The sequence below is a fragment of the Parvularcula bermudensis HTCC2503 genome, assembly GCF_000152825.2.
Classification (GTDB): domain Bacteria; phylum Pseudomonadota; class Alphaproteobacteria; order Caulobacterales; family Parvularculaceae; genus Parvularcula; species Parvularcula bermudensis.
Window position 1 is genome coordinate 1,908,601 of sequence record NC_014414.1, and the last position, 24,820, is coordinate 1,933,420.

Annotated in this window: 20 protein-coding genes and 1 other RNA gene; 12 read left to right on the forward strand and 9 right to left on the reverse strand. The window is 61.8% G+C overall.

Annotation, left to right across the window (positions count from 1 at the left end):
* Nucleotides 1-60: 60 nt before the first annotated feature.
* The 5 genes from PB2503_RS09030 to PB2503_RS09050 all read left to right on the forward strand — a co-directional run bounded on the left by PB2503_RS09030 (nt 61) and on the right by PB2503_RS09050 (nt 6,602).
* Nucleotides 61-1,473, forward strand: a complete 1,413-nt coding sequence (locus PB2503_RS09030; protein ID WP_013300941.1) for a Do family serine endopeptidase — start codon at nt 61-63, stop codon at nt 1,471-1,473.
* The gene (locus PB2503_RS09035) at nt 1,470-2,795 is read left to right on the forward strand and encodes a replication-associated recombination protein A (protein WP_049781998.1); all 1,326 of its coding nucleotides are present in this window, start codon (nt 1,470-1,472) and stop codon (nt 2,793-2,795) included. The genes PB2503_RS09030 and PB2503_RS09035 overlap by 4 nt, the downstream gene beginning before the upstream one ends.
* 232 nt (nt 2,796-3,027) lie before the next feature.
* Nucleotides 3,028-4,584 (forward strand): hypothetical protein, encoded by a 1,557-nt coding sequence (locus tag PB2503_RS09040; protein ID WP_013300944.1) that lies wholly within the window; start codon nt 3,028-3,030, stop codon nt 4,582-4,584.
* A 10-nt stretch (nt 4,585-4,594) separates the two neighbouring features.
* The gene (locus PB2503_RS09045; protein WP_013300945.1) at nt 4,595-5,566 is read left to right on the forward strand and encodes a tyrosine recombinase; all 972 of its coding nucleotides are present in this window, start codon (nt 4,595-4,597) and stop codon (nt 5,564-5,566) included.
* Between the two features lie 70 nt (nt 5,567-5,636).
* On the forward strand, nt 5,637-6,602 hold the full coding sequence (locus tag PB2503_RS09050) for an acetyl-CoA carboxylase carboxyltransferase subunit alpha (protein ID WP_013300946.1): 966 nt from the start codon (nt 5,637-5,639) through the stop codon (nt 6,600-6,602).
* A gap of 107 nt (nt 6,603-6,709) precedes the next feature.
* On the opposite strand, the gene PB2503_RS09055 is transcribed toward PB2503_RS09050, so the two are convergent.
* Nucleotides 6,710-8,035 carry a putative O-glycosylation ligase, exosortase A system-associated gene (locus PB2503_RS09055; RefSeq protein WP_013300947.1) on the reverse strand — a complete coding sequence of 442 codons (1,326 nt, stop codon included), beginning with the start codon at nt 8,033-8,035 and terminating at the stop codon, nt 6,710-6,712.
* A gap of 40 nt (nt 8,036-8,075) precedes the next feature.
* A complete protein-coding gene (gene mutL / locus PB2503_RS09060; RefSeq protein ID WP_013300948.1) occupies nt 8,076-9,974 on the reverse strand; it encodes a DNA mismatch repair endonuclease MutL in 1,899 nt (632 codons plus the stop codon).
* A gap of 170 nt (nt 9,975-10,144) precedes the next feature.
* Between mutL and PB2503_RS09065 the strand changes: the two genes are divergently transcribed.
* On the forward strand, nt 10,145-10,663 hold the full coding sequence (locus PB2503_RS09065) for a DUF421 domain-containing protein (protein ID WP_013300949.1): 519 nt from the start codon (nt 10,145-10,147) through the stop codon (nt 10,661-10,663).
* Between the two features lie 28 nt (nt 10,664-10,691).
* Here PB2503_RS09065 and parE read toward each other — a convergent pair whose 3' ends face one another.
* The 3 genes from parE to sfsA form a co-directional block, all read right to left on the reverse strand.
* Nucleotides 10,692-12,689: a DNA topoisomerase IV subunit B gene (gene parE / locus PB2503_RS09070; RefSeq protein WP_013300950.1), complete on the reverse strand. Its 1,998-nt coding sequence runs from the start codon at nt 12,687-12,689 to the stop codon at nt 10,692-10,694.
* A 126-nt stretch (nt 12,690-12,815) separates the two neighbouring features.
* On the reverse strand, nt 12,816-13,256 hold the full coding sequence (locus PB2503_RS09075; RefSeq protein ID WP_013300951.1) for a sugar fermentation stimulation protein: 441 nt from the start codon (nt 13,254-13,256) through the stop codon (nt 12,816-12,818).
* A 60-nt stretch (nt 13,257-13,316) separates the two neighbouring features.
* Entirely contained in the window at nt 13,317-14,072 is a 756-nt protein-coding gene (gene sfsA, locus PB2503_RS09080) for a DNA/RNA nuclease SfsA (RefSeq protein ID WP_013300952.1), read from the reverse strand.
* A 57-nt stretch (nt 14,073-14,129) separates the two neighbouring features.
* Here sfsA and PB2503_RS15160 point away from each other — a divergent pair, with 57 nt between their 5' ends.
* The 4 genes from PB2503_RS15160 to PB2503_RS09100 all read left to right on the forward strand — a co-directional run bounded on the left by PB2503_RS15160 (nt 14,130) and on the right by PB2503_RS09100 (nt 18,915).
* Nucleotides 14,130-14,381 carry a DUF3253 domain-containing protein gene (locus tag PB2503_RS15160; protein WP_013300953.1) on the forward strand — a complete coding sequence of 84 codons (252 nt, stop codon included), beginning with the start codon at nt 14,130-14,132 and terminating at the stop codon, nt 14,379-14,381.
* Entirely contained in the window at nt 14,378-15,184 is an 807-nt protein-coding gene (locus PB2503_RS09090; protein ID WP_013300954.1) for an inositol monophosphatase family protein, read from the forward strand. Before PB2503_RS15160 ends, PB2503_RS09090 begins: the two co-directional genes overlap by 4 nt.
* Nucleotides 15,181-15,606 carry a metallopeptidase family protein gene (locus PB2503_RS09095; protein ID WP_013300955.1) on the forward strand — a complete coding sequence of 142 codons (426 nt, stop codon included), beginning with the start codon at nt 15,181-15,183 and terminating at the stop codon, nt 15,604-15,606. The genes PB2503_RS09090 and PB2503_RS09095 overlap by 4 nt, the downstream gene beginning before the upstream one ends.
* A 417-nt stretch (nt 15,607-16,023) precedes the next feature.
* Nucleotides 16,024-18,915 (forward strand): TonB-dependent receptor plug domain-containing protein, encoded by a 2,892-nt coding sequence (locus tag PB2503_RS09100; protein ID WP_158305839.1) that lies wholly within the window; start codon nt 16,024-16,026, stop codon nt 18,913-18,915.
* 226 nt (nt 18,916-19,141) lie between these two features.
* Here the strand turns inward: PB2503_RS09100 and PB2503_RS09105 are convergent, their stop codons facing one another.
* Entirely contained in the window at nt 19,142-20,083 is a 942-nt protein-coding gene (locus PB2503_RS09105; protein WP_013300957.1) for an SDR family NAD(P)-dependent oxidoreductase, read from the reverse strand.
* Nucleotides 20,073-20,900, reverse strand: coding sequence for a nucleoside triphosphate pyrophosphohydrolase (mazG, locus tag PB2503_RS09110; protein ID WP_013300958.1), 828 nt, complete (start codon nt 20,898-20,900; stop codon nt 20,073-20,075). Before mazG ends, PB2503_RS09105 begins: the two co-directional genes overlap by 11 nt.
* Nucleotides 20,901-20,989: 89 nt before the next feature.
* Between mazG and PB2503_RS09115 the strand changes: the two genes are divergently transcribed.
* Complete coding sequence (locus PB2503_RS09115) at nt 20,990-21,925, forward strand: branched-chain amino acid transaminase (RefSeq protein ID WP_013300959.1); 936 nt, start codon at nt 20,990-20,992, stop codon at nt 21,923-21,925.
* 29 nt (nt 21,926-21,954) lie between these two features.
* Here PB2503_RS09115 and PB2503_RS09120 read toward each other — a convergent pair whose 3' ends face one another.
* Nucleotides 21,955-22,677 carry a type III secretion system chaperone family protein gene (locus tag PB2503_RS09120; RefSeq protein WP_158305840.1) on the reverse strand — a complete coding sequence of 241 codons (723 nt, stop codon included), beginning with the start codon at nt 22,675-22,677 and terminating at the stop codon, nt 21,955-21,957.
* Between the two features lie 108 nt (nt 22,678-22,785).
* Entirely contained in the window at nt 22,786-24,228 is a 1,443-nt protein-coding gene (locus PB2503_RS09125) for a UDP-N-acetylmuramate--L-alanine ligase (protein WP_013300961.1), read from the reverse strand.
* Between the two features lie 125 nt (nt 24,229-24,353).
* Between PB2503_RS09125 and rnpB the strand changes: the two genes are divergently transcribed.
* Nucleotides 24,354-24,725, forward strand: an RNA gene (rnpB, locus tag PB2503_RS14185) — RNase P RNA component class A.
* The last annotated feature ends 95 nt before the right edge of the window (nt 24,726-24,820 follow it).

The following is a 24,820-nucleotide window of genomic DNA, read 5'->3' on the forward strand; positions in this document are numbered from 1 at the left end:
GCTTGAACCGTTGGGTCGCTTGCCCGATATCGCTTTGGGGATAAGCGAGGTTATGACCCTATGAAGCGTTTGTGGCCCCCCACCGGCGTCATTTTGGCGTTAGGCCTCGGTTTTGCCCACCCGGTCGCCGCGCAGGAGCCGACGTTTCAACCGGCAACCGATGCGGGGCTCCGCGCCACTTACGCGCCGGTTGTCGAAAAAACGGCGCCTGCGGTGGTCAATATCTACACTGAGCGCACTGTTACCCGACAGATGCGCTCTGTTTTTGACGATCCGTTTTTCCGCGATTTTTTTGGGGGGGTGCCGGGGGGGGCTCGGACCCGCCGCGAGAGCTCCCTCGGATCGGGGGTCATCGTGGATCAATCGGGGATCGTTGTTACGAACAATCATGTCGTCGAGAATGCCGGCGCGATCAAGGTGGTGCTGGCCGACCGTCGTGAGTACGAGGCCGAGATCCTTTTGACCGATCCGCAGACGGATCTCGCGATATTAAGCATCGACGCAGGCGCGCCATTGCCGGCGCTGTCCTTTGCCGACTCAGACACCGCCGCGGTGGGGGATATTGTCCTTGCCATCGGCAATCCGTTTGGGGTCGGTCAGACGGTGACGAGTGGTATCGTCTCGGCCCTCTCCCGGACCGCTGCATCGGTATCGGACTATCAATTCTTTATACAGACGGATGCCGCCATCAATCCGGGAAATTCCGGCGGGGCGCTTGTCGATGTCGACGGCAATTTGCTCGGTGTGAACACCGCCATTTATTCCCGGTCGGGAGGATCGAACGGGATCGGTTTTGCAATCCCCGGTAATCTCGTCCGTCAGGTGGTCGACAGTGCCGTCGGTGGGCAAATGACGGTCCGCCGTCCCTGGTTAGGGGTTGAGGGACGATCCGTTGACAGTCGGTTGGCCGCAGCTGTGGGGCTCGACCGGCCGATCGGGGCGATACTCGAAGCGCTTTATCCAGGCGGTCCCGCCGACCTTGCCGGGCTGAAGGAAGGCGATGTCGTTCTGGCCATTGGGGGCCAGGATGTCCTCAGCGCCGAGGCCTTGAAGTATCGGCCCGGGACCCGTCGCGACGGCGAAAGGGTGGCTGTCCGGTATCTTCGCGATGGTCGAGAGCGGGAAACCCAGGTCCGCTTGGCGCTCCCGCCTGAAACACCAGCACGAGAGACCACGACGATTGGCGGAAGCTCCCCCTTCACCGGAGCGACGGTCGCTAATCTCTCCCCGGCTTTGGCCGAAGAGATCGGCTTTCCCCCCCTGACCGAAGGGGTCGTTATTCTCGAAACGGTCCGTGGGTCGATCGCCAGTCGCTACCGCTTGGGCCGCGGCGTGATTATCCTCTCCGTCAACGGGGAGCCGATTGAGCGCGTGCGCGACCTCACCGCCGTCCTTAAGACGTCTGCTCCTGGTTATCTTATTCAGGTGACGAACCGATCGGGACGGGTGTCGACTTTGAGGATAGGGCGATAGCAGGGGCGGGCGACGATCTGTTTTCCGCGTCGGGCCTTGCCGATGCGGCACCGCGACCTCTGGCGGATCGCCTTCGGCCACGCCAGCTGTCCGAGATTGTCGGGCAGGATCACTTGCTGGGGATCAGAGCGGCGTTCAGGCAACGGATCGAAGCGGGGCATCTGCCGTCACTCATCTTATGGGGGCCCCCGGGGGTCGGGAAAACCACGCTGGCCCGGCTTCTTGCGGGGGCCGTGGATCTCGAATTCGTCTCGATCTCTGCGATATTTTCGGGCGTTGCTGATCTCAGGAAAGTTTTCGAGGCCGCGGAGGGCCGCCGTCAAACGGGGCAGGGCACCTTGCTGTTTGTCGACGAAATTCACCGCTTCAACCGCGCTCAACAGGATAGTTTCCTGCCGGTGATGGAAAAGGGGACGATCACCTTGGTGGGGGCAACCACGGAAAACCCCTCCTTTGCCCTCAATGCGGCCCTTCTCTCCCGTGCGCAGGTGGTGACACTTCATCGTCTCGACGAGGCTGCCCTCGAGCAATTGCTCCAGCGGGCGGAGAAGGATATCGGCGCGCCGCTCCCGCTCACCCCCGCCGCGCGCGCCCAGCTTCTCGTCGCGGCGGACGGCGATGGTCGCTTCCTCTTGGGGATGGCCGAAGAAATTGCCGGTCTGTCTCTTGACGACGTCCTTGATGAGATGGGCTTGGCCGAGGCTATTCAACGGCGGATGCCGGTTTACGATGCGAAGCAAGACGGCCATTACAATCTCGCCAGCGCGCTTCAAAAATCCGTACGCGGTTCCGACGTCGATGCGGCCCTCTATTACACCGCCCGGATGCTGGAGGCGGGGGAGGATCCGTTGTTCGTTCTGCGGCGCTTGGTGGTCATCGCCAGCGAAGATATCGGCAACGCGGATCCGGCCGCCTTATCCCTCGCCATTGCGGCCAAGGACGCCTATCAATTTCTTGGCGATCCAGAGGGACATATCGCCATCGGCCAATTGGTCAGCTATCTCGCCACTGCTCCGAAATCAAATGCCGCTTATCGCGCGCTCAAAGACGCAAAGCGGCTCGCGCGGGAAGGGGGCTCCCCAATGCCGCCGCCCCATGCGGTGAACGCGCCCTCGCGCCTGATGAAGGCGCAAGGCTACGCCAAAGGCTATGTCTACGATCACGATACGGAGGAGGGCCATGCCGGGCTCGATTATTTCCCCGAAGGTCTTGAGCGGCGTGCCCTCTATCAGCCGACCGATCGCGGGGCCGAGCGCGCCATCCGTGAGCGGAAAGCCGCTTATGACAGGCGGCGCGGAACGGCGGCGGAGACCAAGCCCTGACATTTGCTTCGTGCGGTTAGGGGAAAGGACATCGCCGATCCCGAGGCGTTGAAGACCAGGCCAGCACAAGTTAAATAAAGTAAGGGGAATAGGGCAGAGAGATGAAATTCGCGATTTTTATCGGGTTCTTGGTCCTTTTCACTCTCGGTTTGCTATACGTGGTCGGAGATCGTCGCGTACCGGCACAGAGCCTGGTTGAGAAGGAGGTCGAGCTGACCGCTCGATAGGATGGATGCGTAAGACATTTCTGGGGGTTCTCGGGGCCGCCCTCCTGCCCATGGGGGCCGCTGCACAGATGGAGCGGGTGGCCGTCGATGACAGTGCCTTCGCGCTTGGCACGCTGAATGCCGACCAGGGGGCCTTGCCCGAAACGCTCTGGCAGGGGGCTGATCGCGACGAGGTCGAGACCCTGTTGATGGCCGTGCCGGACACATTTTCCGAGCCGCTTTATCGCGAGCTTTTAAGGCGGGTTCTTCTCTCCCCCGGCGCCGGACCGGAAAGAGCCGATAATGCCCTGGCCGGGCAAAAATTCCTGAAGGTGGCGCGCGCCGGCTATTATCGCGATGCGGCCAGTCTTGCGGGGATCGTCAGCGGCAGCGGGCAGGACCCCGCGCTCAGTCAGGTTGTGGCGTATAAGGAGCTTCTCGACGGCGAAGTGGACCAAGCCTGCGCCCGGGGAGAGGCCCTGCGCGAGGGGCGTTCGGACCCGTTTTGGATCACGCTGCGCTATGTCTGCTACGCCCATGCGGGTGAGGACGCGGCGGCTGATCTGACCTTGGGCCTCCTCCGTCGACAGGGGACATTGACGACGGAACAAATCGAGCGGCTCGCGGCCTTTGCCGGCGGCGAGAGTCTTGGGGTGCCCCCCGGAACGCCCTCGGTCTTTGACTGGACAATCATGCAGTTGCGCGGCGTCCGCCCGGATGCCTCTTTTTTGATGCGGGCCGGTCCGGCGATCACGGCCGCAGCGGCGCGATCCGACTTCGTTCCCGACTCCGTGCGAGAGCGCGCCCTGTTGATGGCCTTGGCCGGAAATATGATTGGCGCGGAAGAAGCGGTGCGATTGGTTGATGGCATGGAGGCAAGTGGGCTTGCCAATAGTCTCGTCATCTTGACCTCGTTACCGCCGCAATCCCTTGAACAGGCCGAAGAACTCGGGCGCGCCCTGGCCGCCGGGGGCACGGATTACGAAGAGAGACTTGCCCGGGCGCGGCTCTATTCCCGCTGGTTGGGCGTGGTGGCGCCGGTGGATAATTACGCCCCTTATGCCGCCGAAATTGCCCTTGCGGCCATGATGGTCGATCAGGACCGGGTGGCTGAGCGGTGGATTTTGGCCCTGGCCGCTGATGCAACAAGCGGCCAGGGGCGCGCCGTCGCCGAACGGCTCGTTCAGGTCTATGCCGAACGGGATCCGAATGCCGCCCGCCGCATCGCCTCCTATCTGGAGATGGAGATATCGGTGGAGTCCCCGACGCCTTTTCTCGCGATCGCCCGTGAGCCGGAATTGCCCGTAGCGTCCTTAGTCGCGCGCGCGCTGGAGACGGCGGATGCCGAGGGTCAAGCCCTTCCGGCGCTTATCTATCTCGCCGGCACCAACACCCGCGCCGAGGGCGAGGGCGATATCCGAGCGACCGTCCTCGATTGGTCGCGTCAGCACGCCGATCTGTCGTGGCTCGACCGATATGCGAGCTTCCGGGCCGAGGCCGAAGCGTTTCTCGCAGGTGATCGTGGTGGGGCTGGCCGTCCGCCGGAAGGTTCCCGCACGCCGAGCCTCAAGCCGCGTCAATGAGGAGGGGACGATGACCGCCATAGGGCCGACCGACCGCCGACCCCTCGATTTGTTTTTAGATATGATGGCGGTGGAACGGGGGGCTTCTCCGCGCACTTTGCGAAATTACGGTCGCGATCTTGAACGGGTTTCGGTTTTTCTCTTTCAGCGAGGCACGTCCCTTCTCAGGGCCACTGCGGCGGATCTGTCCGCCTATATCGATCATCTGCATGGTCAGGGGCGCAGCGCGGCTACTGCCGCATTGTGTCTGTCGGCTCTTCGGCAGTTCTATCTTTTTGCGTATACGGAGGGAATGAGAGAAGATAATCCCGCCGAATTGGTGGACCGGCCGAAGGCGCGCCGACCATTGCCGAAGATCCTCTCCATCGACGAAGCGGCGAGCCTCCTCGATCTGGCACGGGATGAGGCGGCATGCATGAAACCGGGGCCCTTGCGGCTGCATGCCCTTCTTGAGGTTCTCTACGCGACGGGACTGCGGGTGTCGGAGCTGTGCAGCCTCCCCCGAGGCGCCGTTCGGGCGGGGGAGCCGTGGATGACGGTCTTGGGCAAGGGGCAAAAGGAACGCTTGGTGCCCCTGACCGATGGCGCTGTCATGGCGGTCAGCCATTATGTCGCCGTCCAGACCGACGCCGAGCGGGCCTCGGCCTTTCTCTTTCCGTCGCGCGGCAAAACCGGGCACATCACGACCGCGCGGGTCGCCCAATTACTCAAAGAGCTGAGCGCCAGGGCGGGGATCGATCCGACACGGGTCAGCCCCCATGTCCTTCGCCACGCCTTTGCCTCTCACCTGCTTGAGGGGGGCGCCGATCTCCGTATCGTGCAGCAATTGCTCGGTCATGCCGACATCTCAACGACCCAGATCTATACCCATATCGGGTCAGGTAGTTTGGCGAAAACGCTCGAACACCGTCACCCATTGGGCAATACTGGCAACCGACAACAGACCCGCTATGGTATGGGACCTGCAAAACGATTGGGCTAAGATCGGCTTGTGGGGCTGAAGGCAACGAGGCTCCGCCCAGCGGAGATTGTGGGACAATAGGGGACCGTTCATGCGCAGTTACCTTGAATTCGAACGTCCAATTGCGGAACTCGAAGGAAAAATCGACGATTTGCGCGCCCTTGCGGGGGACCAGAAGGTCGATGTCGCCGACGAAATCTCTCGGCTGGAAGGCAAAGCCGAAAAGCTTCTCGGCGATACCTATGGTCATCTCTCCCGCTGGCAAAAGACACTGGTCGCGCGACATGCGGCTCGGCCGCATTTCTCCGATTATGTCGAGCAATTGACGACGGAGTTCACCCCCCTTTCGGGGGACCGTAATTTCGGTGAGGACAGTGCCATCATCGGTGGCCCGGCGTTCTTCCGTGGCCGCTCGGTGATCATCATGGGACACGAAAAGGGCTCCGATACGCAGAGCCGGGTGACCCATAATTTCGGCATGGCGCGCCCCGAAGGATATCGGAAGGCGATCCGCCTCGTCGAGCTTGCGGAGAAATTCGGCCTTCCCATTGTCACGCTGGTCGACACGCCCGGCGCCTATCCTGGCCTTGGGGCTGAGGAGAGGGGCCAGGCCGAGGCGATTGCCAGCTCGACGGCGAAATTCCTGGATGCGTCGGTGCCCACCGTATCGGTCATTGTGGGGGAGGGCGGGTCAGGCGGGGCCGTGGCGCTGGCGGCAACCGATAAGGTGCTGATGTTTGAGCACTCGGTTTACAGCGTCATCTCGCCCGAGGGCTGCGCGTCCATTTTGTGGAAAGGCGATAAGGACGGGGGCAAGCCGTCCGACGCCGCCGAGGCAATGAAAATCTCGGCCCAGGATCTCCTCGAACTCAAAGTGATCGACGAGATCGTCCCCGAGCCGCTTGGCGGGGCCCATCGCCATCCGCACGACGCGATCAGCAATTTGGGCGACGCAATCGCAAGGGCGCTTGGCGCTGTGGAAGATATGTCGTCTCAAGAGCGGCGCCTGGCGCGGCGTGAGAAGTTCCTGGCCATCGGTCGCCACGGTCTCACCTAGAGAGAGCCCTATCGATCAATCGGCGCCGTGAACCGTCTTGAGCTCTTTGTTCTGTCGATTTTTCTTCACAACGGCCCGGTTCCGTTCCCCCTTCGCGTGAATAGGCTCTAAGGGCGCTGCCTCTCCGATCGATCCAGCGTCGCGGCTGTCACGCGCGCTTTGATACGCGCCGCGCTCGGGGCGGATCCGGTGTTGCCGCGTGCGTCGGTGGCGGTGCCTTCGGCCAATCGTGGCAGGGCCGCCACGAGGATCAGCACGATCAGATAGCCCTCCCACATTTCCATGGAGACGCTGGCCCCCCCCACGGCAAAAGCAATGAGCGAGATTTCGGCAAATTTGGCGAAATCCGCTCGCCAGTTCTGTCTTCCGGCTTTGGCCGCACGTCGCCAGAGATGTCTTGCCGTCCACACCCCAAACAGGATCATGCCGAGGTAAAAGAAGAGGCCGATAAAGCCCGTGCCGCCCAAGACCTCGAAATAGATTGAATGGGCCGCCAAAGGGGGCCGGTTCGACACCAGGGCGACGACATCCTCCTCATAGGCGGCACGCAACCCTGCCCCCGTAAAGGGATTGTCGAGGGCCAAGCGCCAATTGACCTCCCACGCGCCTAGTCGTCCCTGAAAGCTCGCATCCTCATCAGCTTCAGCGATGGTGGCCATGCGCTCCACCCAATCGCTGGGGAGTAAAGCGAGGCCAAGCAGCGCCGCCCCCACACCGGCGAGGGCACCGGAAATCTTGAACCGTGAGCGCCACCAAAGGGCGATCAACGCGACCACCAACGTGATGAAGGCCCCCCTTGAATGGGTGGCGAGGACGGCGCCGATGCACAGCCCCGCAACGCCCACGGCACCCCATTTCAGGATCGAGTTGGGAGCCCGGGCGGCGAGATAGAAATAGAGCGGCAGGGTCGCGGCCAGGGCGATGCCGATATGGTTGTTATCGTAAAGGATCGTCTCGTCGAGACCGTAATAGATCTCGCTTGGATAAAGCAGGCCAAAGGCCGCGCCCTTGGCGGCATAGAGCGCCATGACAAGCAGATAGACCCACAATAGGGCGTGAAACCGCAGCCTGTCGCTGGTGCCGATCGCGGTCAGGACGACAAACAGCATGATTTTCCAGAAACGATCATGGGCCACCGCTGTAGCGCCGGGGGCGAGGCTGAAGGTCTGGGCCACAAACAACCATGCCATAAAGAGCAACGCGAAGATCAAGAACGTCGTCGCTTGGAACCGTCGGTATTCCGTATGGAGAAAAAAAGCGAAAATCGTCCCCGCGGCAATCAACAGATTGAGCGGCAACTGATCCGCCGCATAGGCCGCCTGTTGAGGGGTGGCGAGAACGAACCACGCCCAAAGGAGAAGACCCGCATAGGGATAGCGGATCACCGTGAGGAGGGCGCCCCCGAGGAAGAGAAGAAGAAGAGCGTCACGCATCGACGACCATCAGATCGGGGACCACCACAACGACGCCTTATCAGCGCCGACCGAACAAACGTTCGATATCGGCAAGCTTGAGTTCCACATAGGTCGGGCGGCCGTGATTGCACTGTCCCGAATGGGGGACGGCCTCCATGTCCCGCAACAGGCGATTCATTTCCTCGGCGGTCAGACGGCGTCCTGATTTGATGGCCCCCCGGCACGCCATATTCCCCGCAATGTCGCCCAGCCGGGTCTCAAGCGCGGCCGACCCATCAAGGGTGACAAGGTCGGCGGCGATGTCGCGGATCAGGCCCGCCACATCGCCGTCGCCGAAGAGACAGGGCACTTCTCGGACAAGGACCGCCGTCCCGCCAAAGGCTTCGACGACAAGGCCGAGGGCTGCCAGCTCTTCGGTCCTGTCGATGAGGAGTTCCGCTTCCTCCTGTGGCAGGTCGACCACTTCGGGGATGAGCAACGTTTGTCGTTCTATCCCCCGGTCCCGCTGACGGGACTTCATGGCTTCGTAAATCAGACGCTCATGGGCCGCATGCTGATCGACGATGACGATCCCGTCGGTGGTTTGGGCGAGAACATAGGTCTCATGCAGTTGGGCCCGTGGCACGCCGAGCGGAAAGGACGGGCCCTCTTCCTCATGCGCCTGCGAAGGATCCTCGATCGTCTGGGCGCTTGGGGCTTCACCTCTGAACAAGGTCGTCCCCTCGGCGGCAAAGGGGGGAGCCTGACGGGGCGGCAGGATCGGGCGCTCCCGATGGGCGCCATGGACGAAGGTGGTCGGCGCGTTGGGGCCTTGGGGAGGCGGCGCCTCCGCCCCCTCGAACCGCGATAAGGCGCTGGCGGCTATGGTGGTGGAGGCACGATGACCAGCAGCCGCCAGCATATGACGGAGGCCCGAGACGATCATTCCCCTGATCGCCGCCGCGTCCCGAAACCGGACTTCGGTTTTCGCCGGGTGCACATTGACGTCAACTTGCTGGAACGGCAGGTCGATATAGAGGGCCAGCAAGGGATGCCGATCCCGTGCCAGGAAATCGGCATAGGCGCCGCGGACCGCCCCCACCATCAACCGATCTTTGACGGGCCGTCCGTTGACGAACAGATATTGGCGGTCGGGTTGCCCCCGGTTGAGGGTCGGGACGCCGGCAAAGCCGTGCAGACGGGCCCCCTCCCGGTCGATATCGATGGCAAGGGCATTATCCTCGAACTCTTTGCCCATAATGTGGCCAAGTCGCCGCAGCGCGCCCTCCGGCCCCTCACCCTCAGGCGGATAGGAGAAACGCTGCCGTCCGTCGGCGATCAGGGTAAAGCCTATCTCAGGCTGCGCCATGGCCAGGGCTTTGAGGGTTTCGGACACGGCCCGGGTTTCGGCGCTGTCGGCCTTGAGGAATTTCAGACGGGCGGGGGTCGCAAAGAACAGGCGTTTGACGCTGACCTTTGTGCCGACGCCGACAAAGGGATGGGGCCGGGGCGGGTCGATGACCCCGGCGCGGCAGGAGATTTTGATCCCATCCCCCCCATGGCATCGCGAGGCGATGTCGAGTTCAGCCACGGCCCCGATGGAGGGCAAGGCTTCACCCCGAAAGCCCAAGGTCGCAATATCGAGGAGATCGACGCATCCCGTCTCGTCGGCCGCGAGCTTTGAGGTGGCATGGCGCTCCAGCGCGAGGATCAGATCCTCTGCGCCCATGCCGCACCCATCGTCCTCGACATCGATCAGCGCCTTACCGCCTTGGTCAATGCGGACGGTGATGGTGCGAGCCCCGGCATCGATGGCATTTTCCACCAGCTCCTTCACCGCGGCGGCGGGGCGCTCGATCACTTCACCGGCGGCGATGCGATTGACCGCCACCGCGGGCAGCCGACGAATGCGCGGGGACAGTCGCGCGTCTGGCCGATGGCCTGAAAGGTCGATCGAATGAGGGTGGGTGGCAGACATCCCTCTTCTTTAGCTGAGTCTGGGGGGGCGCGAACCCCGGCGGGGAAAACTCACATGCCGAAGGCGACGGCGCCCATCACGGCAAAGGGTATCGGTGCGGAGGTCGCTTTTTCGGGACGATGGGAACAAGTCAGCCGGGCTGGCGCTGTGCCTTGTGCAGGAGGACGCCCATGGATCCCGTCATCTTTGACTGTGCCGCGTCACTCGGGCGCGTCGCGGTGTCCGGTCTCGCCACCTTTGTCGGCGTGGTGGCAATTCTTCGCCTGTCCGGCGCGCGGACACTCGCCAAACTGAACCAGTTCGACTTCGTCATCACCATCGCCCTGGGATCGATCTTTGCGTCGACCGTGTTGTCCACCAGCGTGACCATCGCCGAGGGACTGGCGGCAACGATTGTGCTTGTCGGCTTGCAGTGGAGCATCACAAAGCTCTCCGTCCTGTCGCCACGCTTCCGCCAGATCGTCACCACCGCGCCGGAACTCTTGTTTTATCAAGGCGCGTTTCAGGAGCGGACGATGCAGCGCGCGCGGGTCACCCGGGATGAGCTTCGATCGGCGACCCGGGACAGCTCCATTGGCTCAATGGCCGACGTGGCCGCGATGGTGCTGGAATCTGATGGGACGATCAGCATCATCCCCCATACGAAGGTCGGTGATGGCGAGGTCGTTCCCCCGCGGGAGCAAGAATGAGGGCGAAGCTAAGACGTCGAAGGCTTCGTCAGAGGTCCAGATCGTCGGTGACGAATTGGGCGTTGTCCTGAATGAAGCGAAAGCGCGGTTCGGCATTCCGGCCCATCAAGCGATCGACCAGATTGTTGATATCCTCAATTTCGTCAGTGGTTAGACGGACACGGGCGAGAATCCGTGTGGCGGGGTCCATGGTCGTTTCCTTGAGGTCCTTCGCATTCATTTCGCCAAGCCCCTTGAACCGGCCCACATCCACCTTTGACCCGGATTTGAATTCCGCTTTGATCTTCGCCTCGCGGTCCGCATCGTCGAGGGCGTAGACGGTCTTCCCCCCCTGACTTAGGCGATAAAGAGGCGGTTGTGCCATGTAGAGGCGACCTGCCTGGATCAAGCCCGGCATGGAGATATGGAAAAAGGTGATAAGCAGTGCCGCGATATGGGCGCCGTCGACATCCGCATCCGTCATAATGACGATCTTGTCATAGCGAAGATCATCAAGCTCAAAGCGGCTCCCCAGGCCTACCCCCATGGCAAGGGCGATATCGGTGACTTCTTTGTTCTGCGTGATCTTATCCTTGGTTGAGGAGGCAACGTTCAGGATTTTCCCCCTTAGGGGCAAGATCGCCTGGGTTTCGCGGCGCCGCGCTTGTTTGGCGCTACCTCCTGCCGAATCGCCCTCCACCAAGAAGAGCTCCGTGCCCGTCCGGTCTTTCGCGGTACAATCGGCGAGTTTTCCGGGGAGCCGCAATTTTTTCATCGCCGAGGCGCGTTGAACTTCTTTTTCCTTTCGGCGGCGGATCCGGTCTTCGGCCCTATCGATCACCCATTCAAGGAGCTGATCTGCCTGCTGCTTATGCCCGGCAAGCCAGTGATCGAAGGCGGGACGGATCGCCGCCTCGGTCAGCTTTTGGGCTTCTGCGGTGGCGAGCTTATCTTTCGTCTGGCCCTGAAATTCGGGGTTCGAGACAAACACCGACAGCAGAACGCCGGCCGTGCCCAGAACATCTTCGGCGGTGATATTGGCGGCCTTTTTTTGGCCGGCCAGTTCGGCATAGGCCTTAAGACCCCGTGACAGCGCGGCCCGCATCCCCTGCTCGTGGGTGCCGCCCTCAGGCGTGGGGACGGTGTTACAGTAGGAGTTTGTGAAGCCGTCGGCCATTTGTCCCGCTGGGGTCTGGAAACCGGCCCGACCCCACACGATCGCCCATTCGACGGTGCCGTGCCCGCCTTCTTTTTCGATTTTGCCGGCGAAGACTTCTCCCGTCACAGTCGGCCGTTCACCAACAACATGGGTGAGATAGTCCTTAAGCCCCCCCGCGAAATGCAACACTTCCTTTTGGGGGGTGGGATCGTCGTCGGCGAGGAGGCTTGGGTCGCAGGACCACCGGATCTCAACCCCTCCGAACAGATAGGCTTTGGAGCGGGCCATACGGAACAAGCGCGCCGGCTTGAAGGACGCGCCCTTTCCGAAGATCTCCGGGTCGGGATGAAATGTAACGGTCGTGCCGCGCCGACTGGGGGCGGCGCCTACCTTCCGCAACTTGGAAGTGGGCAGTCCCTTTGCATAGGTTTGGCGATAGAGGTCACGGTTCCGCGCAACCTCGACCACGAGATCGTCCGATAACGCATTGACGACCGATATGCCGACGCCGTGCAGGCCGCCGCTGGTCGCATAGGCCTTGTTGGAGAACTTGCCGCCGGAATGGAGGGTGGTGAAGATGACTTCTAACGCGGATTTGGTCTTGAACTTCGGATGTTTGTCAATCGGAATGCCGCGGCCGTTATCGGCGACGGTCAGTTTTCCTTCCGCATCGAGATGGACCTCAATCCGGCTCGCATGGCCGGCCACAGCTTCGTCCATCGAGTTGTCGAGCACCTCGGCGAAAAGGTGATGAAGGGCGCGCTCATCGGTGCCGCCAATATACATGCCCGGACGCTTCCGAACCGGTTCAAGCCCTTCGAGGACTTCGATATCCTTAGCGGTATAGTCACCACTGTCGAAAAGATCGGCTTTTTGCGCTTTGCTCATCAGCTCTCGGAAGAAACGACGTCGGGGAGGATGGCTATAGCTTGCTTACCGATCAGCGCCAAGACCGGGGATCCTGCGCCGGGAGGGGCTTTGGGGGCGGGCACCGCCGACACCGATGTCCACGCCTCAGGATAAGCGTTGCGGCGGGCGACGAGCCGGGGGCGGCGGCGATGGCAGGTCACGGGGATAGGTGGGGGCACGGGTCAGCATGGCGGGAGCGGCCTTCTGTCGGTCTTGAGGGGGGGGACGCACCGCCGCCGAACCTGTCCGCCGTTCCGCCGGCATCAGGTCGGCATCGGTTTCCTCATCGGGGCAGTCTGGGCGGGTCCGGTTCAGCACATCCGCATAGCGCTGGGGCAATTTTGCCGCCGCCATGTCGAGCCAACGATCGATTCGCGCATTCCGACGCCTCAGCCATTTGACGAGGTGACGAACCGACAGGCTGGAGGACAGCATAATGAACAGCCCAACCGCCATCAATATCAGGCCGAAGGGGATCGGCATGAAGGCCAAGATGACCCCCAGCAAGAAGATGATCGCCCCAATGAGACTGGCGATAAGGCGCATGGCGGTCCCCTTTCGGCTGCTCCCTCCCTGCCTAAGCGAGCTTAGCCGTTTTTCGGTCCGCTAGCCATTCATCGAGTCGCTTGGGGCGAAAAAGGGGAGGGGGCGTGTCGGGGTGATCGCCTCGGGGGTGAGGCGACACTGGACGGCCAGGATCTCAACCCCGGCATTGGCGGCGGTGAGAAGGCCGCGGGCATAGGCCGGATCGAGATCGGCGGCGATCGAGACCGCTTTCGCATCGGCCCGCTGTACGACGAACAAAAGGACCGCTCGGTGTCCAGCGGCGATCACGCCCATGAGTTCCCGTAAGTGTTTCAGCCCCCTGGCGGTGACGCAATCAGGGAACTCCGCCACCGCATCCGGGCGGCGGAGCAAGTGGCAATTCTTTACCTCAAGATAGATCGCCCCCTGCGTCTCGCCTTTGTGGAAAAAATCGATACGGGAGTTTTCCTGGCCGTAGCGCACCTCCCGCGCCCACCCTTCAAGGGGAAGATCGGGCAGGAGCCCCATCGCCAAGGTTTCGGCCGCCAGCGTGTTGGGGTGCATGGTGTTGATGCCGACGAGGGTTGTTGCCGCCTCGTCGGGAGGGCGGCCTGGGACCGGGCACTCCACCAGCTCAAGCGTATAGGGCAGCTTTCGCGTTTTGTTGGGGGATCGGCTCACAAAGGCCCTGGCCCCCGCCGGTGCCACGCCCATCATGGCGCCGGGATTGGGGCAATGCACGGTGATCTCCGTGCCGTCGGGAAATCGGACATCGGCGAGGAAGCGCTTATATCGACGCAGGAGAACGACTTCTTCGAGGGGACTGGCGAACTGCATCGGTGCCCCCTAGGCGAGACATTCGGCGATGACGAGGGACAGGTGAGCGGCGCATCGATGGCGGATGAAAGAAACGCAGCAGGGGAGGCGGCGATCCTCGCGCTGTTGTCAACAAGGCGGCAAGGCGCAAGCATTTGTCCGTCAGAGGCCGCGCGCGTGCTCTCCGACCAAGACTGGCGCGATCCCATGGAAAGGGGACGCGAAAGCGGGCGCCGCCTGTCTGAGGATGGGAAGATTGAGATCACGAAGGGCGGTGTGCCGGTATCTGCCGACGCAAGCGGCCCCATTCGCTATAGATTGAGTTCATGACACCGAGCCTGATTGAGACCGTCGACCACCTGTTGCGAGAGGCCAGCGCCGACTTTGTGCTGCCGCGATTTCAGTCCTTGTCAGCGGCGGACATCGAGACGAAATCGGGGCCCAACGATTTGGTGACCGTGGCCGATCGCGAGGCGGAGGCGTGGCTGACGCCGCGGCTGGCAGCCTTGGTGCCGGGGTCGACCGTGATCGGAGAAGAGGCGGTGGCGGCCGACCCCGCCAGGCTGCGCCATCTTGAAACCGCGGGGCCGGTCTGGCTGGTCGACCCCGTCGACGGCACCGCGAATTTCGTCAAAGGCCAGCCGCAATTCGGTCTGATGGTGGCCCTTATCGACGAGGGGGTGACCAAAGCTGGCTTTATTTTCGCGCCGATTGAGGATGCGATGGCCGTCGCGATCAAGGGCGAGGGGGCACGCCTTAACGGTGCGCCGCTCTCGGCCAGGCCGCAGCGGCAATTCAGTGAGGCCGTTGGGGATTATTCCTCCCGCTATGTGCGGGCGCCTTTGCGGCAAAAACTGACCTGCGCGGTCGAGCGGGCGCAAGCGACGCGACAGGGGCATTGTTCCGCCTACGCCTATCTCGATACGGCGCGGGGCAAGATTGATTTTGTCCTGCAATATTTGATGAATCCGTGGGATCACGCTGCCGGTGCGCTGCTCGTCGAGGAAGCGGGCGGGGCGGTCCGCTTTCTACAGGACGGCCGCCCCTATACGCCCGAGAATAGGGCACCCGAGGCCATGCTGGCGGTCGGCGTGGCGGAGGATTGGTCCGATTACAGCGAGTGCCTAAAATGATCGATACGAGCCCGGACGGGTTTGCCGAGATTGCGCGACAGACCTATCAATCTCTCCCCAAGGCGTTCAGGCAGCTGAGCGCCGATGTGGTGATCCGTATTGCCAATGTCGCTGAATTGGCCGTCCTGGAAGATTTGGGCATTCAGGATCCGATGGAGTTGCTCGGTCTCTATCAGGGGATCGACGTAACCCAAAAAAGCGGCTTCGATGTCATTCCCGCTCATGACATGGTCTTTCTCTATCGGCAGCCGATCCTCAATTATTGGGTCGAAGGGAACGACGCCCTCGAGGACATCATCGCCCATGTTCTCATCCATGAGATCGGCCATCATTTCGGCCTCTCCGACGACGCGATGCATGCCCTCGAAGAGGAGGCGCGCGCCGAAGACCGAACCTGGTATCGTGGTCGTTCCGATGACTGACGAGGTCGCGGTTTAGCCGCGAGGAGGGGAGCCTCCATCGCCTGCTCGTCGTCTCTCACGCCCCCTCTGGCCCACATCCCCTGATTTGCAACCTTCGGTATTTTGGCGCGGCAGCGTGGGCGAAGGACAGCCTTGGCTTGTGCCGCCGCCGATAGGGAGACCCGCTTAACGAGCGCTGTCGGCGTCACCAAACTGTAATATTTTCGGCTCGATTGTGGGGCATTTAGTGACATTTCCGTCCAATGGTCTGCAAATAATTGGTTTAATGAGGTTTTTTGTATTGCGGTTTTGTGAACTTTCGTTGACGTTAAAGTTACACTGTGGGAAGGCCTAGATATGCGGGTGGCTGGGGAAATTCTCGGTACATCCTTGGCGGGAGATCCCGCTTTCTTCGACGATATAATCAGGGAAGTCACAGTGAACAGACAATTCCACTTGCTCGGTGCAGGGGTTGCCGCGCTCATGACCGCGATTCCGGCCATGGCCTCCGCCCAAGAAACGGCTGGCGCCTCCAACGACGTCGTTGTCGTGACGGGGTCGAAAATTCCGCGTGAAGATCTTGAGGGGCCAAGCCCCGTCGCCGTTTTCGGCGAACAGCAGATCGACCGCTCCGGTGCCGTTTCGATCGGTCGCCTGTTGCGGGAGATCCCGTCCGTGGCCGGCGCCGGTGAAACCCGCGCCATCAACAATAGCGGGGCCGGGTCCCAAGAGGTGTCGTTGCGGGGCCTTGGTTCCCAGCGGACGCTCGTCCTCATCAACGGTCGCCGCGTTCCCGACAGCTCCGCTGGCCTTGAAGGTCAGGTTGATCTCAATACGATCCCGGTCTCTCTGATCGAGCGGGTCGAGGTCCTGAAAGATGGCGCGTCCACGGTTTACGGGGCGGATGCGGTCGCGGGGGTTGTCAATGTCATCCTCCGCCGTGATTTTGAGGGGATTGCCCTCGATTATCAAAAAGGGATTTCGGAACAGGGGGATGCGGAACAAGACAGCGTCTCGCTGACCCTTGGCGATACCTTCGACAAAGGGAACTTTGTCATCAATTTCAGCCTCACCGAAGAAGGCGAAGTCTCCGCCGGTGATCGCGAGTTCTCCAAGCAAGCCCGCGATATCGAGCTTGGTGAGCTTATTCCCGGCGGTTCCTCCGCACCGCCCTGGGGACGCTATTTCGTGACCGGCGGTCCGGAACCGTCGGTGACCCTTGGGCCGGACTATTCCGGTGGGCCGTTCTTCGGCTACCAAGGCTTCCAGTTTGCGGAAGACGCCTACAATTTTGCGCCGATTAACCATCAGGCCCAGCCGCTGGATCGCTGGTCGGCGACCTTTATCGCGAACTACGATGTGGACGTCCTGTCCGACGGTCCCTTCTTCCTCGATACAGAGCTGTTCACCGAAGTCAGCTATGTCGACCGGCAAAGCCAGCAACAGCTCGCTGAGGTACCCCTCGCGCCGCTCGCCTTCTTTGGATTCGATGCGCCTTATTCGGCGGATAACGGGTATAACCCCTTCGGTCAGGAGATCAGTGACTGGCGCCGCCGGATTGTGGAAACCGGTGGCCGGACGGATGACGTCCAGGTCAAGACCTTCCGTACGGTGCTCGGCGCCCGGGGTGAGCTGCCGCGCGATTGGTCGTGGGAGTTCTCTTACTCTTACGGTGATGTCGATCGGACTTCGTCCTTCTTCCCGATCATCGACCTGAACAAGACCGCCTTGGCGGTGGGGCCGACGGCGATGGACGGCGACGGGGTGCTCCGTTGCGATACCGACAGCGACGGTGACTTTACGGACGCGGACGATCAGACCTGTGTGCCCCTCGATGTCTTCGGCGAGAACTCGATCACCCCTGAGATGATCGATTACATCGCGATCACCCAGAACGAATCGACCGAAGCGACCAGCGAAATCTTCGCCTTGGACCTGGTCAATCCATCGATCTTTACCCTGCCTGCTGGGGATGTCGGCATCGCGGTCGGTTATGTTCACCGGTCCGAAGAGGGGACGTTCACGCCGGACAGCCAGGTGGCGGCCCTTGGTGGGGCGGCAACCGGGACACCGTCCCAGGCGACCGTCGGCGGCTATGAGCTTGATGAGTTCTTCGGAGAGGTCCGCGTGCCGATCCTCGCGGATCGTCCACTTGCTGATGAGTTGACCGTCGAGGCGGGGATCCGGTGGTCGGATTATGACACCTTCGGTGACACCACCAATTACAAGGTGGGTCTGACCTATCGTCCGGTTTCGGATGTCCTGCTGCGCGGGTCGGTCAACACCGCTTTCCGGGCACCGCAGATCGAGGATCTGTTCGGGGGAGCTGAGTTCTCCTTCCCGTCCACGACCGACCCGTGCGCCTCGAACCCGAGCCAGTTCTGTATCGACGATGGCGTCCCCCCCGGCGGCTTCGACCAATTGTCGAGCCAGGTGCGGACAATCGAAGGCGGGAACGTGGATCTCCAACCCGAAGAGGCGGATATCTTCACGGTCGGTGCCGTCTACACGCCGTCACAGATTCCCGGCCTGGCCCTTGGTCTCGACTATTACGATTATGAGATCACCGATGCCATCACCACCATCGGGGCCAGCGTTATCCTGCAGGAATGTGCCGCGACGGGTGAGTTCTGTGAGCTGATCGATCGTCTCGACAATCCCGGCGAAGTGACGGACGGGGCGCCGATCCTGGTCGACAACCGCACCACCAATGTGGGGCAGATCGAAACCCAAGGCGTCGATTTCTTCATCGAATATGTCGACATTCCCGCCGGTCCGGGCGAGATCACGGCCCGCCTGCAAGGGACCTATACCGATACCTTTGACCTGACCCAGGCCAATGGAACGGTCGTTCCCCATGCCGGTTATTTCCGTGACGACAATGAGGGGCACTTTGCCAAGCTGCGCCTCAATTCCGAACTGGCCTATACGGTGGGCGGGTTCACCGGCTCGATCACCGGGCGGTTCATCGACAGCGTCGAAGAGTTCGGCGAAGATCTCTTCGGCTCATGCGTCAATGATGGCGGTTTTGTTATCACGCCGGGCGTCAATGCAGGGCTCACTTGCGTTGGCGAGCGGAGCAGCCTGGCGGCGTCTCCGGTCGATGTCGGCAAGTTCCATCGCCGCATCGAAGCGGTCACCTACTGGGATGTGTATGCGGAATATCTGATGCCCATCGAGCAGGTCGAAACCATCCTTTATATGGGGATCGACAATCTGCTCGACGAGCAACCGCCCCTCTCGGTCGATGGGTTCAACGACAACACCGATGTGCGGACCTACGACACGATCGGTCGCTTCCTCTATGGCGGGATCCGGACGAAGTTCTAATCCATCGCTTACTGACGAAACGAAACACCCGGCAGCGATGCCGGGTGTTTTTTTGTTTATGGAGATGGGCGCGAGAAGGAGAGCGTCCTTTATCTTTGGGGTCGTGACGGTCTGCCGACGGTCCGTGAGAGCCGTTTCAATGCGATGGACGTTGCGGAACGTCTCCAGGGTCTTGGTTAACCGTATTTCCGCCGTGCGAATCGGTAAGCACTTCGCTGAAATGGCACTAGGCCATTGACCATTCCCGACCTGTGGCCTCTTCGCAGACCGACCATAATTGCTTGGCGACCTGCGGATCCTTTGCCCACGGTTTGATCGCGGCTTCGCCAACCGGACCTTTCATCTCTTGAAAGCCAGTGGGGCCGTAGAGGACGCCGGGTTGTGCCTTTGGATAGGCGGCGGCTAGTACCGTCGGCAAAGCACCTTTCTCAGCGGGCTGAGAAAATATCATCGTAAATGGTTTGATGAGCGTGCCTAAGATCGCGCCGGGACCGGCGCTTTGCAGATTGGTATCGGAATACCCCGGATGGGCGATATAGCTGCCGGCGGATTTTCCCGCCGCACTCAACCGACGATGTAGCTCCAGACCAAGCATCAGATCGGCTAGCTTCGATTTAGCGTAGGACGATGTCGGGGAGTAGCCCGCCGCATAGCCAAGATCGGTGAGCTTTGGGTGCTTGGCATAATGGTGCGCGATGCTCGACAGCCACACGAACCGCCCGCTTGCCGTTTCGACGAGATCGGCCAGGGCGGCGGCGAGGGCGAAATGCGACAGGACATTGACCTGATACTGCATCTCAAACCCGTCCTTGGTAATCTGCCGCCGTGGCAGCATCATCACCCCCGCATTGAGGATCAGCCCATCGAGGCGGTCGGTGGCTTGTCTGATGGCATCGGTGGCGGGGGACAGGGTCGAAAAATCGGCCAGGTCGAGGGAGATCGTCTCGTATTTCCCGCCCGGCGCCGACTGGCGCAGCGCGTTCCTGGCACTTTCCGCCTTACTCGCGTTACGGCAGAGCATCAGAACGGTGGCATTGCGACCGCCAAGATAGCGTGCCGCCTCAAGCCCGATACCGGAATTGGCGCCGGTAATGGCAAAGGTTTTGCCCGTCAAATCAGGCAAATGCTCTGCCGTGAACCCGTCGCTGCCAAATTGCTTATCCGCCATTCATTGTCTCCCGTTCCACTCGTTTTGCGTCCTGCCAATAGGCCTCGAGCTCTTCGAGCCGGTGGTCGTCCCACCCCCGGCCGCTCCGCTGAACCTGCCGTTCAATATGGCCGAACCGGCGCGCGAATTTCTGATTGCCGCCGCGCAGAATGTCTTCAGCATGCAGCCCCAGATGTTGGGTTAAAGTGGTGACGGTAAAGAGGACGTCGCCGATTTCATCAGCGATGGCCGCCTCGTCGCCGGTGGCGAGGGCCTCCTCGACCTCTGCAATTTCCTCGTGCAACTTCTCAAGGACGGCGTCGGGGGTCGGCCAGTTGAACCCTAAACGGGCCGCCCGCTTGCAATATTTCTCCGCTCTTGTCAGCGCGGGGAGGGTGAGGGGCACGTCGTCCAGGACACTCGCGTCCTTGCCCTTCGCTGCCCGTTCCGCCGCTTTATGATCCTCCCACGCGGTGGCCTGGCCCTCGGCGGAGCGCTGCGCCGCGGCGCCGAAAACATGGGGATGACGGCGGATCATCTTGGTCGAGATACTGTCGAGCACATCTTCGAGCGTGAAGGCGCCGCGCTCCTTGGCCATTTGGGCGTGAAAGACGACCTGTAACAGGAGGTCGCCCAGCTCTTCACACAGGTCGCGATCATCGTCCCGTTCAATGGCATCGACCACTTCATAGGCTTCTTCGAGAGCGTAACGGGCAATCGACCGATGGGTCTGGGTCACATCCCACGGGCACCCCGTCTCGGGGTCGCGTAGCCGAGCCATAATCTCGACCAGCGCATCGAGGGTACGAGGCGGGGCGTTCAGCGGGGCGGTGGTCATGGGCAATTCCTTTCGGGGACGGCGGCGACGCTTGCAGGGGGGCGCCCCACCCCATAGAAGGCTTTTTCTTAGAGCGGAGGAATGATGCCGTGCCGATACAGGAAGCGGACTTCATCTGGAAGAATGGCGAGCTGATCCCTTGGGCCGAGGCGACGACCCATGTTCTGACCCATGCTCTGCTTTACGGGACCTGCGCCTTCGAGGGCAGCCGCGCCTATCAGACCCATAAGGGGACCTGCATCTTTCGGACGGCGGCGCATGTTGAACGCCTCATCTATTCCTCAAAGATCTACCACATTCCGGTTCCCTATACCGCCGATGAGATCATTGAGGCGACGCGCCGGACCGTGCGTGAGAACAACCTGCCGGAGGCCTATATCCGGACCAACGTCTATCTCGGTTATGGAGAAATGTCGCCGGCGGCGGTCAATGCGCCAACGGATGTGACCATCGCTGCCTTTCCCTGGGGGCGATATATGGGCGCCGATGCGATTGAGCAGGGGGTGCCCGCGGCGATTTCGAGCTGGCGCCGTCTGGCCCCCTCGACCATGCCGGCGGGGGCAAAGCTCGCCGGGAACTATCTCTCCTCGCGGCTGATCGCTCTTGAGGCGCGGCGGGCCGGCGTCACCGAAGGGATCGGCCTGACCGCCGAGGGCATGGTCTCCGAAGCGGGCTCTGCCAATTTGTTCGTGGTCAAGGGGGGGCGGCTGATCACACCGCCCGTGGCCGCCTCGATCCTCAACGGCATCACCAGAGATACCGTCATTACCCTGGCGAAGGATCAGGGGATCGATGTGGTTGAGCAGGAGATGCCGCGGGAATTGCTCTACGGGGCCGACGAATTGTTCTTCACAGGGACCGCCGCCGAGATCACGCCCATCAATCGGGTCGATGGGCTGCCGGTCGGCCCGGCATCAGGCGAGAATGCCCGGCCGATCACGGGCGCGTTGCAAAAGGCGTTTTTCGGCCTGTTCACGGGCGAAACGTCCGACAAATGGGGCTGGCTCGATCCGGTCGAGGCCTAAAGGGCGCGCTTCGCCCCGCCCCAGGGGGCTTAGCGCTCTTTGGGGCTAAGGGTCGGCTCGAACGCGATCTGCTTAATCATCAGCGCGTTCCCTCGAGCCGAATCTGAGGATGTCTGGCCTGGAGACAGAGTCACCAAATGCGGGTCGGCGGGGTCAGCCGGGGCCGCGATCGCGGTGGCCTCCTTCAGGTGGGTGTCCTCTTTCCCTTCGGAAACAGGAGGTCCATCGGGAACCAGCGGGGTGAAGGAGACCACCCGAGACGAGCCACGGCCGGCGACGCTTTCCCATTTTTGGGTCGAACTCGCAAAGGCGCGGAGATTGACCATGAGCGACCCCTGGGTCACGCCGTGGTCGCCAATCACATAATGATAGAGCATGGCCCCGCCATCGGGCCCTGGGGTCACCCGCGCCACCGGGGTTGTCCGATTGAAGTCGGTCATGACGGCGGTGGTGCCCGCCATGGGAGAGAAGGCGTATAGGCTTAACCCGGCACAGCGATGATCGGCGGTGCAGACATTGGGCACCAAGGTCACCTCCGTGCCGCCCATATAGGCTTTGGCGACCGGGCGGCCGCCCATATCGCCGACCTGATAATTGACCCCATAGCGCTGCAGGACGGGGAGGATATCGCCAAAAGACAGGGTCTCGACAATCCGTTGTTGATCGATATCGGTGCTTAGCTGCGTCAAGGCGAGGGCAGGCGCCGCCGCCAACATCCCGACCCCGATCATTGCCGCTATTTTGCGCATCATGGCCCCCTCCATGGGTGTTTCCCTCACACCTTGGGCGTTGTGACACGGCGGCGGACGACAGGCAAATGATGGGGCCGGCGAGAGGCGCCCCTATTGCCCCTCCAAGTCTTACGAGGACGCAGCGGTCCCCGCCGCCTCGGCGCGGTCGAGAAGGGGGGGGAGGTGCCCACCGAAGCTCCCCGAACTGAGGATCAAGAGAAAATCCTTTGACGGCGATAGCGTTGGTAAAATATCGACGATCGCCGCCGGATCGGGGAGGGGGGTAACCGTCTCGTTGTTTGCCCTAATCCGTTCGACGATCTCATCGAGGCTCGCCTGGTCGTGACTGCCCGCCGCGGTCTCAGGGGGGGCGGCGACATAGACCTGATCGACCCCGTCGAAGGCCCGGTCATATTGGTCCAGGGCCTTTTTGTTCCGCCAGGTGAAGGTATGGGGCTCAAACAGGACCACAAGTCGGCGATCGGGAAAGTGCAGGCGGGCCGCCTCGATTGCTGACCGCGCTTTTTCGAGGGAGGAGCCGAACCCCTCGTAAATGAGATAAGGTCCGTTCTCCGCCTTTCGGTCGAGACGTCGGGTCAGCCCCTGAAAGGCGCCCACCGCTTCCCTGAACAGGGCGGGGCTCATTTGCTTTTCGCCGAGCAGATAGGCGGCCGCCCCGCAGATATTCTGGACCGCGTGGCGGCCCAGCTCCAGGGTTTGCATGCCGGCGATCAACTCGCCGCGGGCCAGCAGGTCAAAACGCGTTGGCGTTCCCTCGAGCGGATCTCCCGGCTTAATGGCTCGCGCGGTGAAATCGGCCCCCTCGACCAACCCGTAGCTGACTTTCGTGCCGTCATAATCATCAAAAAAACGGGCCGCGTGCCGTTCGTCCGTACACGCAACAAAACACCCCTCACGCGTCGCCAGGTCTTGAAGAAGGGCGCCGAAAGGGCGGTGATAATCGGCAAGGGTCGGGAAGACGTTTACGTGGTCATGGGTGGCGGAGGTCAAGACCACTGTATGCGGCTGATAATGAAGAAACTTCGAGCGATCGTCAAAATTCGCACTCGGATATTCATCGCCCTCGAAAATGAATGGACCGGTCCCCCCAATATGGGAGGAATGGGAAAGGCCGCGGGGGATGGCGCCGATGAACCAGCCTGGATCACGCTCGGCAAACAGCAGCGCGTGGGTAATGAGAGTGGAGAGGCTCGACTTACCGTAAGACCCCGCAACGACCGTCCGCCGCCTGTCCTCGGTCAGTTGCGCCAGGACTTGCGGAAAGGATCGTACACGATCGGCGTAGTACGAGAACGCCGCGCGCACCTCTTCATTGGTTTCGGGCACCAGGGTTGCATGCTTGCCGATCACGATGAGATCGGGATCACTCGGCAGATTGTCGGCGCGGTGCCCCTCGATCGGGTGGAGGCCGAGTTGGGTCAGGTAGGTACTGACCGGCGGATAGATCCCACTATCGCTGCCGGTCACTTCATATCCGGTTTGTTGAAGCAGGCGAGCGACGGCCGACATGCCGGCGCCGCAAATTCCGATCAGATGCGCGCGTTTGGTCATGATCACGGGCTAGCAAGTGCCGCGGCCAGGGCGAAGCAAAATGCGTTTCTTCTGCGATTGACGGCTTGTCGGCGAGCGATCCTTATCGCTTGACCTCTGGTCTCTGGCGACGGACATGACCTCGGTCAGATGGCCGGACGGCCGCAGGTCCTACCTGAGGAAAGTCCGGGCTCCCTGGCGGCAGGGTGCCGGGTAACCCCCGGCCGGAGCGATCCGAGGGAAAGCGCCACAGAGATCGAACCGCCTCGGTCCGCCGAGGTAAGGGTGAAAAGGTGCGGTAAGAGCGCACCGCCGCATCGGCAACGCTGCGGGCATGGCAAGCCCCACCTGGAGCAAAACCGAATAGGGATGGGAGGGGCCCTTGGGCCCGGGGGCGCCGCCACCCCTTACCCATCCGGGTTGGTTGCTTGAGGCCGCCCGCAAGGGCGCGTCCCAGATGAATGGTCGTCCTCCGCCACGGCAGAGACAGAACCCGGCTTACGCGGCCGTCTGACACTTCTTCCCTTGGCCACACATGTTCCGCGCTCTCGCCCTGTTTGGTCGTCTTTCTGCGGTGGGCGCGCGCAAGGCAAGTGCTGCCAAGCTCGATTGT

Coding starts and splice junctions, on each gene's coding strand:
- PB2503_RS09095 (WP_013300955.1), top strand. CDS start 15,181: ATGATCGATACGAGCCCGGACGGGTTTGCCGAGATTGCGCGACAGACC.
- PB2503_RS09065 (WP_013300949.1), top strand. CDS start 10,145: ATGGATCCCGTCATCTTTGACTGTGCCGCGTCACTCGGGCGCGTCGCG.
- PB2503_RS09120 (WP_158305840.1), bottom strand. CDS start 22,677: ATGATGCGCAAAATAGCGGCAATGATCGGGGTCGGGATGTTGGCGGCG.
- PB2503_RS09125 (WP_013300961.1), bottom strand. CDS start 24,228: ATGACCAAACGCGCGCATCTGATCGGAATTTGCGGCGCCGGCATGTCG.
- sfsA (WP_013300952.1), bottom strand. CDS start 14,072: ATGCAGTTCGCCAGTCCCCTCGAAGAAGTCGTTCTCCTGCGTCGATAT.
- PB2503_RS09040 (WP_013300944.1), top strand. CDS start 3,028: ATGCGTAAGACATTTCTGGGGGTTCTCGGGGCCGCCCTCCTGCCCATG.
- PB2503_RS09090 (WP_013300954.1), top strand. CDS start 14,378: ATGACACCGAGCCTGATTGAGACCGTCGACCACCTGTTGCGAGAGGCC.
- PB2503_RS09075 (WP_013300951.1), bottom strand. CDS start 13,256: ATGCGCCTTATCGCCAGTCTCATTGGGGCGATCATCTTCTTGCTGGGG.
- parE (WP_013300950.1), bottom strand. CDS start 12,689: ATGAGCAAAGCGCAAAAAGCCGATCTTTTCGACAGTGGTGACTATACC.
- PB2503_RS09105 (WP_013300957.1), bottom strand. CDS start 20,083: ATGGCGGATAAGCAATTTGGCAGCGACGGGTTCACGGCAGAGCATTTG.
- mutL (WP_013300948.1), bottom strand. CDS start 9,974: ATGTCTGCCACCCACCCTCATTCGATCGACCTTTCAGGCCATCGGCCA.
- PB2503_RS09030 (WP_013300941.1), top strand. CDS start 61: ATGAAGCGTTTGTGGCCCCCCACCGGCGTCATTTTGGCGTTAGGCCTC.
- PB2503_RS09050 (WP_013300946.1), top strand. CDS start 5,637: ATGCGCAGTTACCTTGAATTCGAACGTCCAATTGCGGAACTCGAAGGA.
- PB2503_RS09055 (WP_013300947.1), bottom strand. CDS start 8,035: ATGCGTGACGCTCTTCTTCTTCTCTTCCTCGGGGGCGCCCTCCTCACG.
- mazG (WP_013300958.1), bottom strand. CDS start 20,900: ATGACCACCGCCCCGCTGAACGCCCCGCCTCGTACCCTCGATGCGCTG.
- PB2503_RS15160 (WP_013300953.1), top strand. CDS start 14,130: ATGGCGGATGAAAGAAACGCAGCAGGGGAGGCGGCGATCCTCGCGCTG.
- PB2503_RS09045 (WP_013300945.1), top strand. CDS start 4,595: ATGACCGCCATAGGGCCGACCGACCGCCGACCCCTCGATTTGTTTTTA.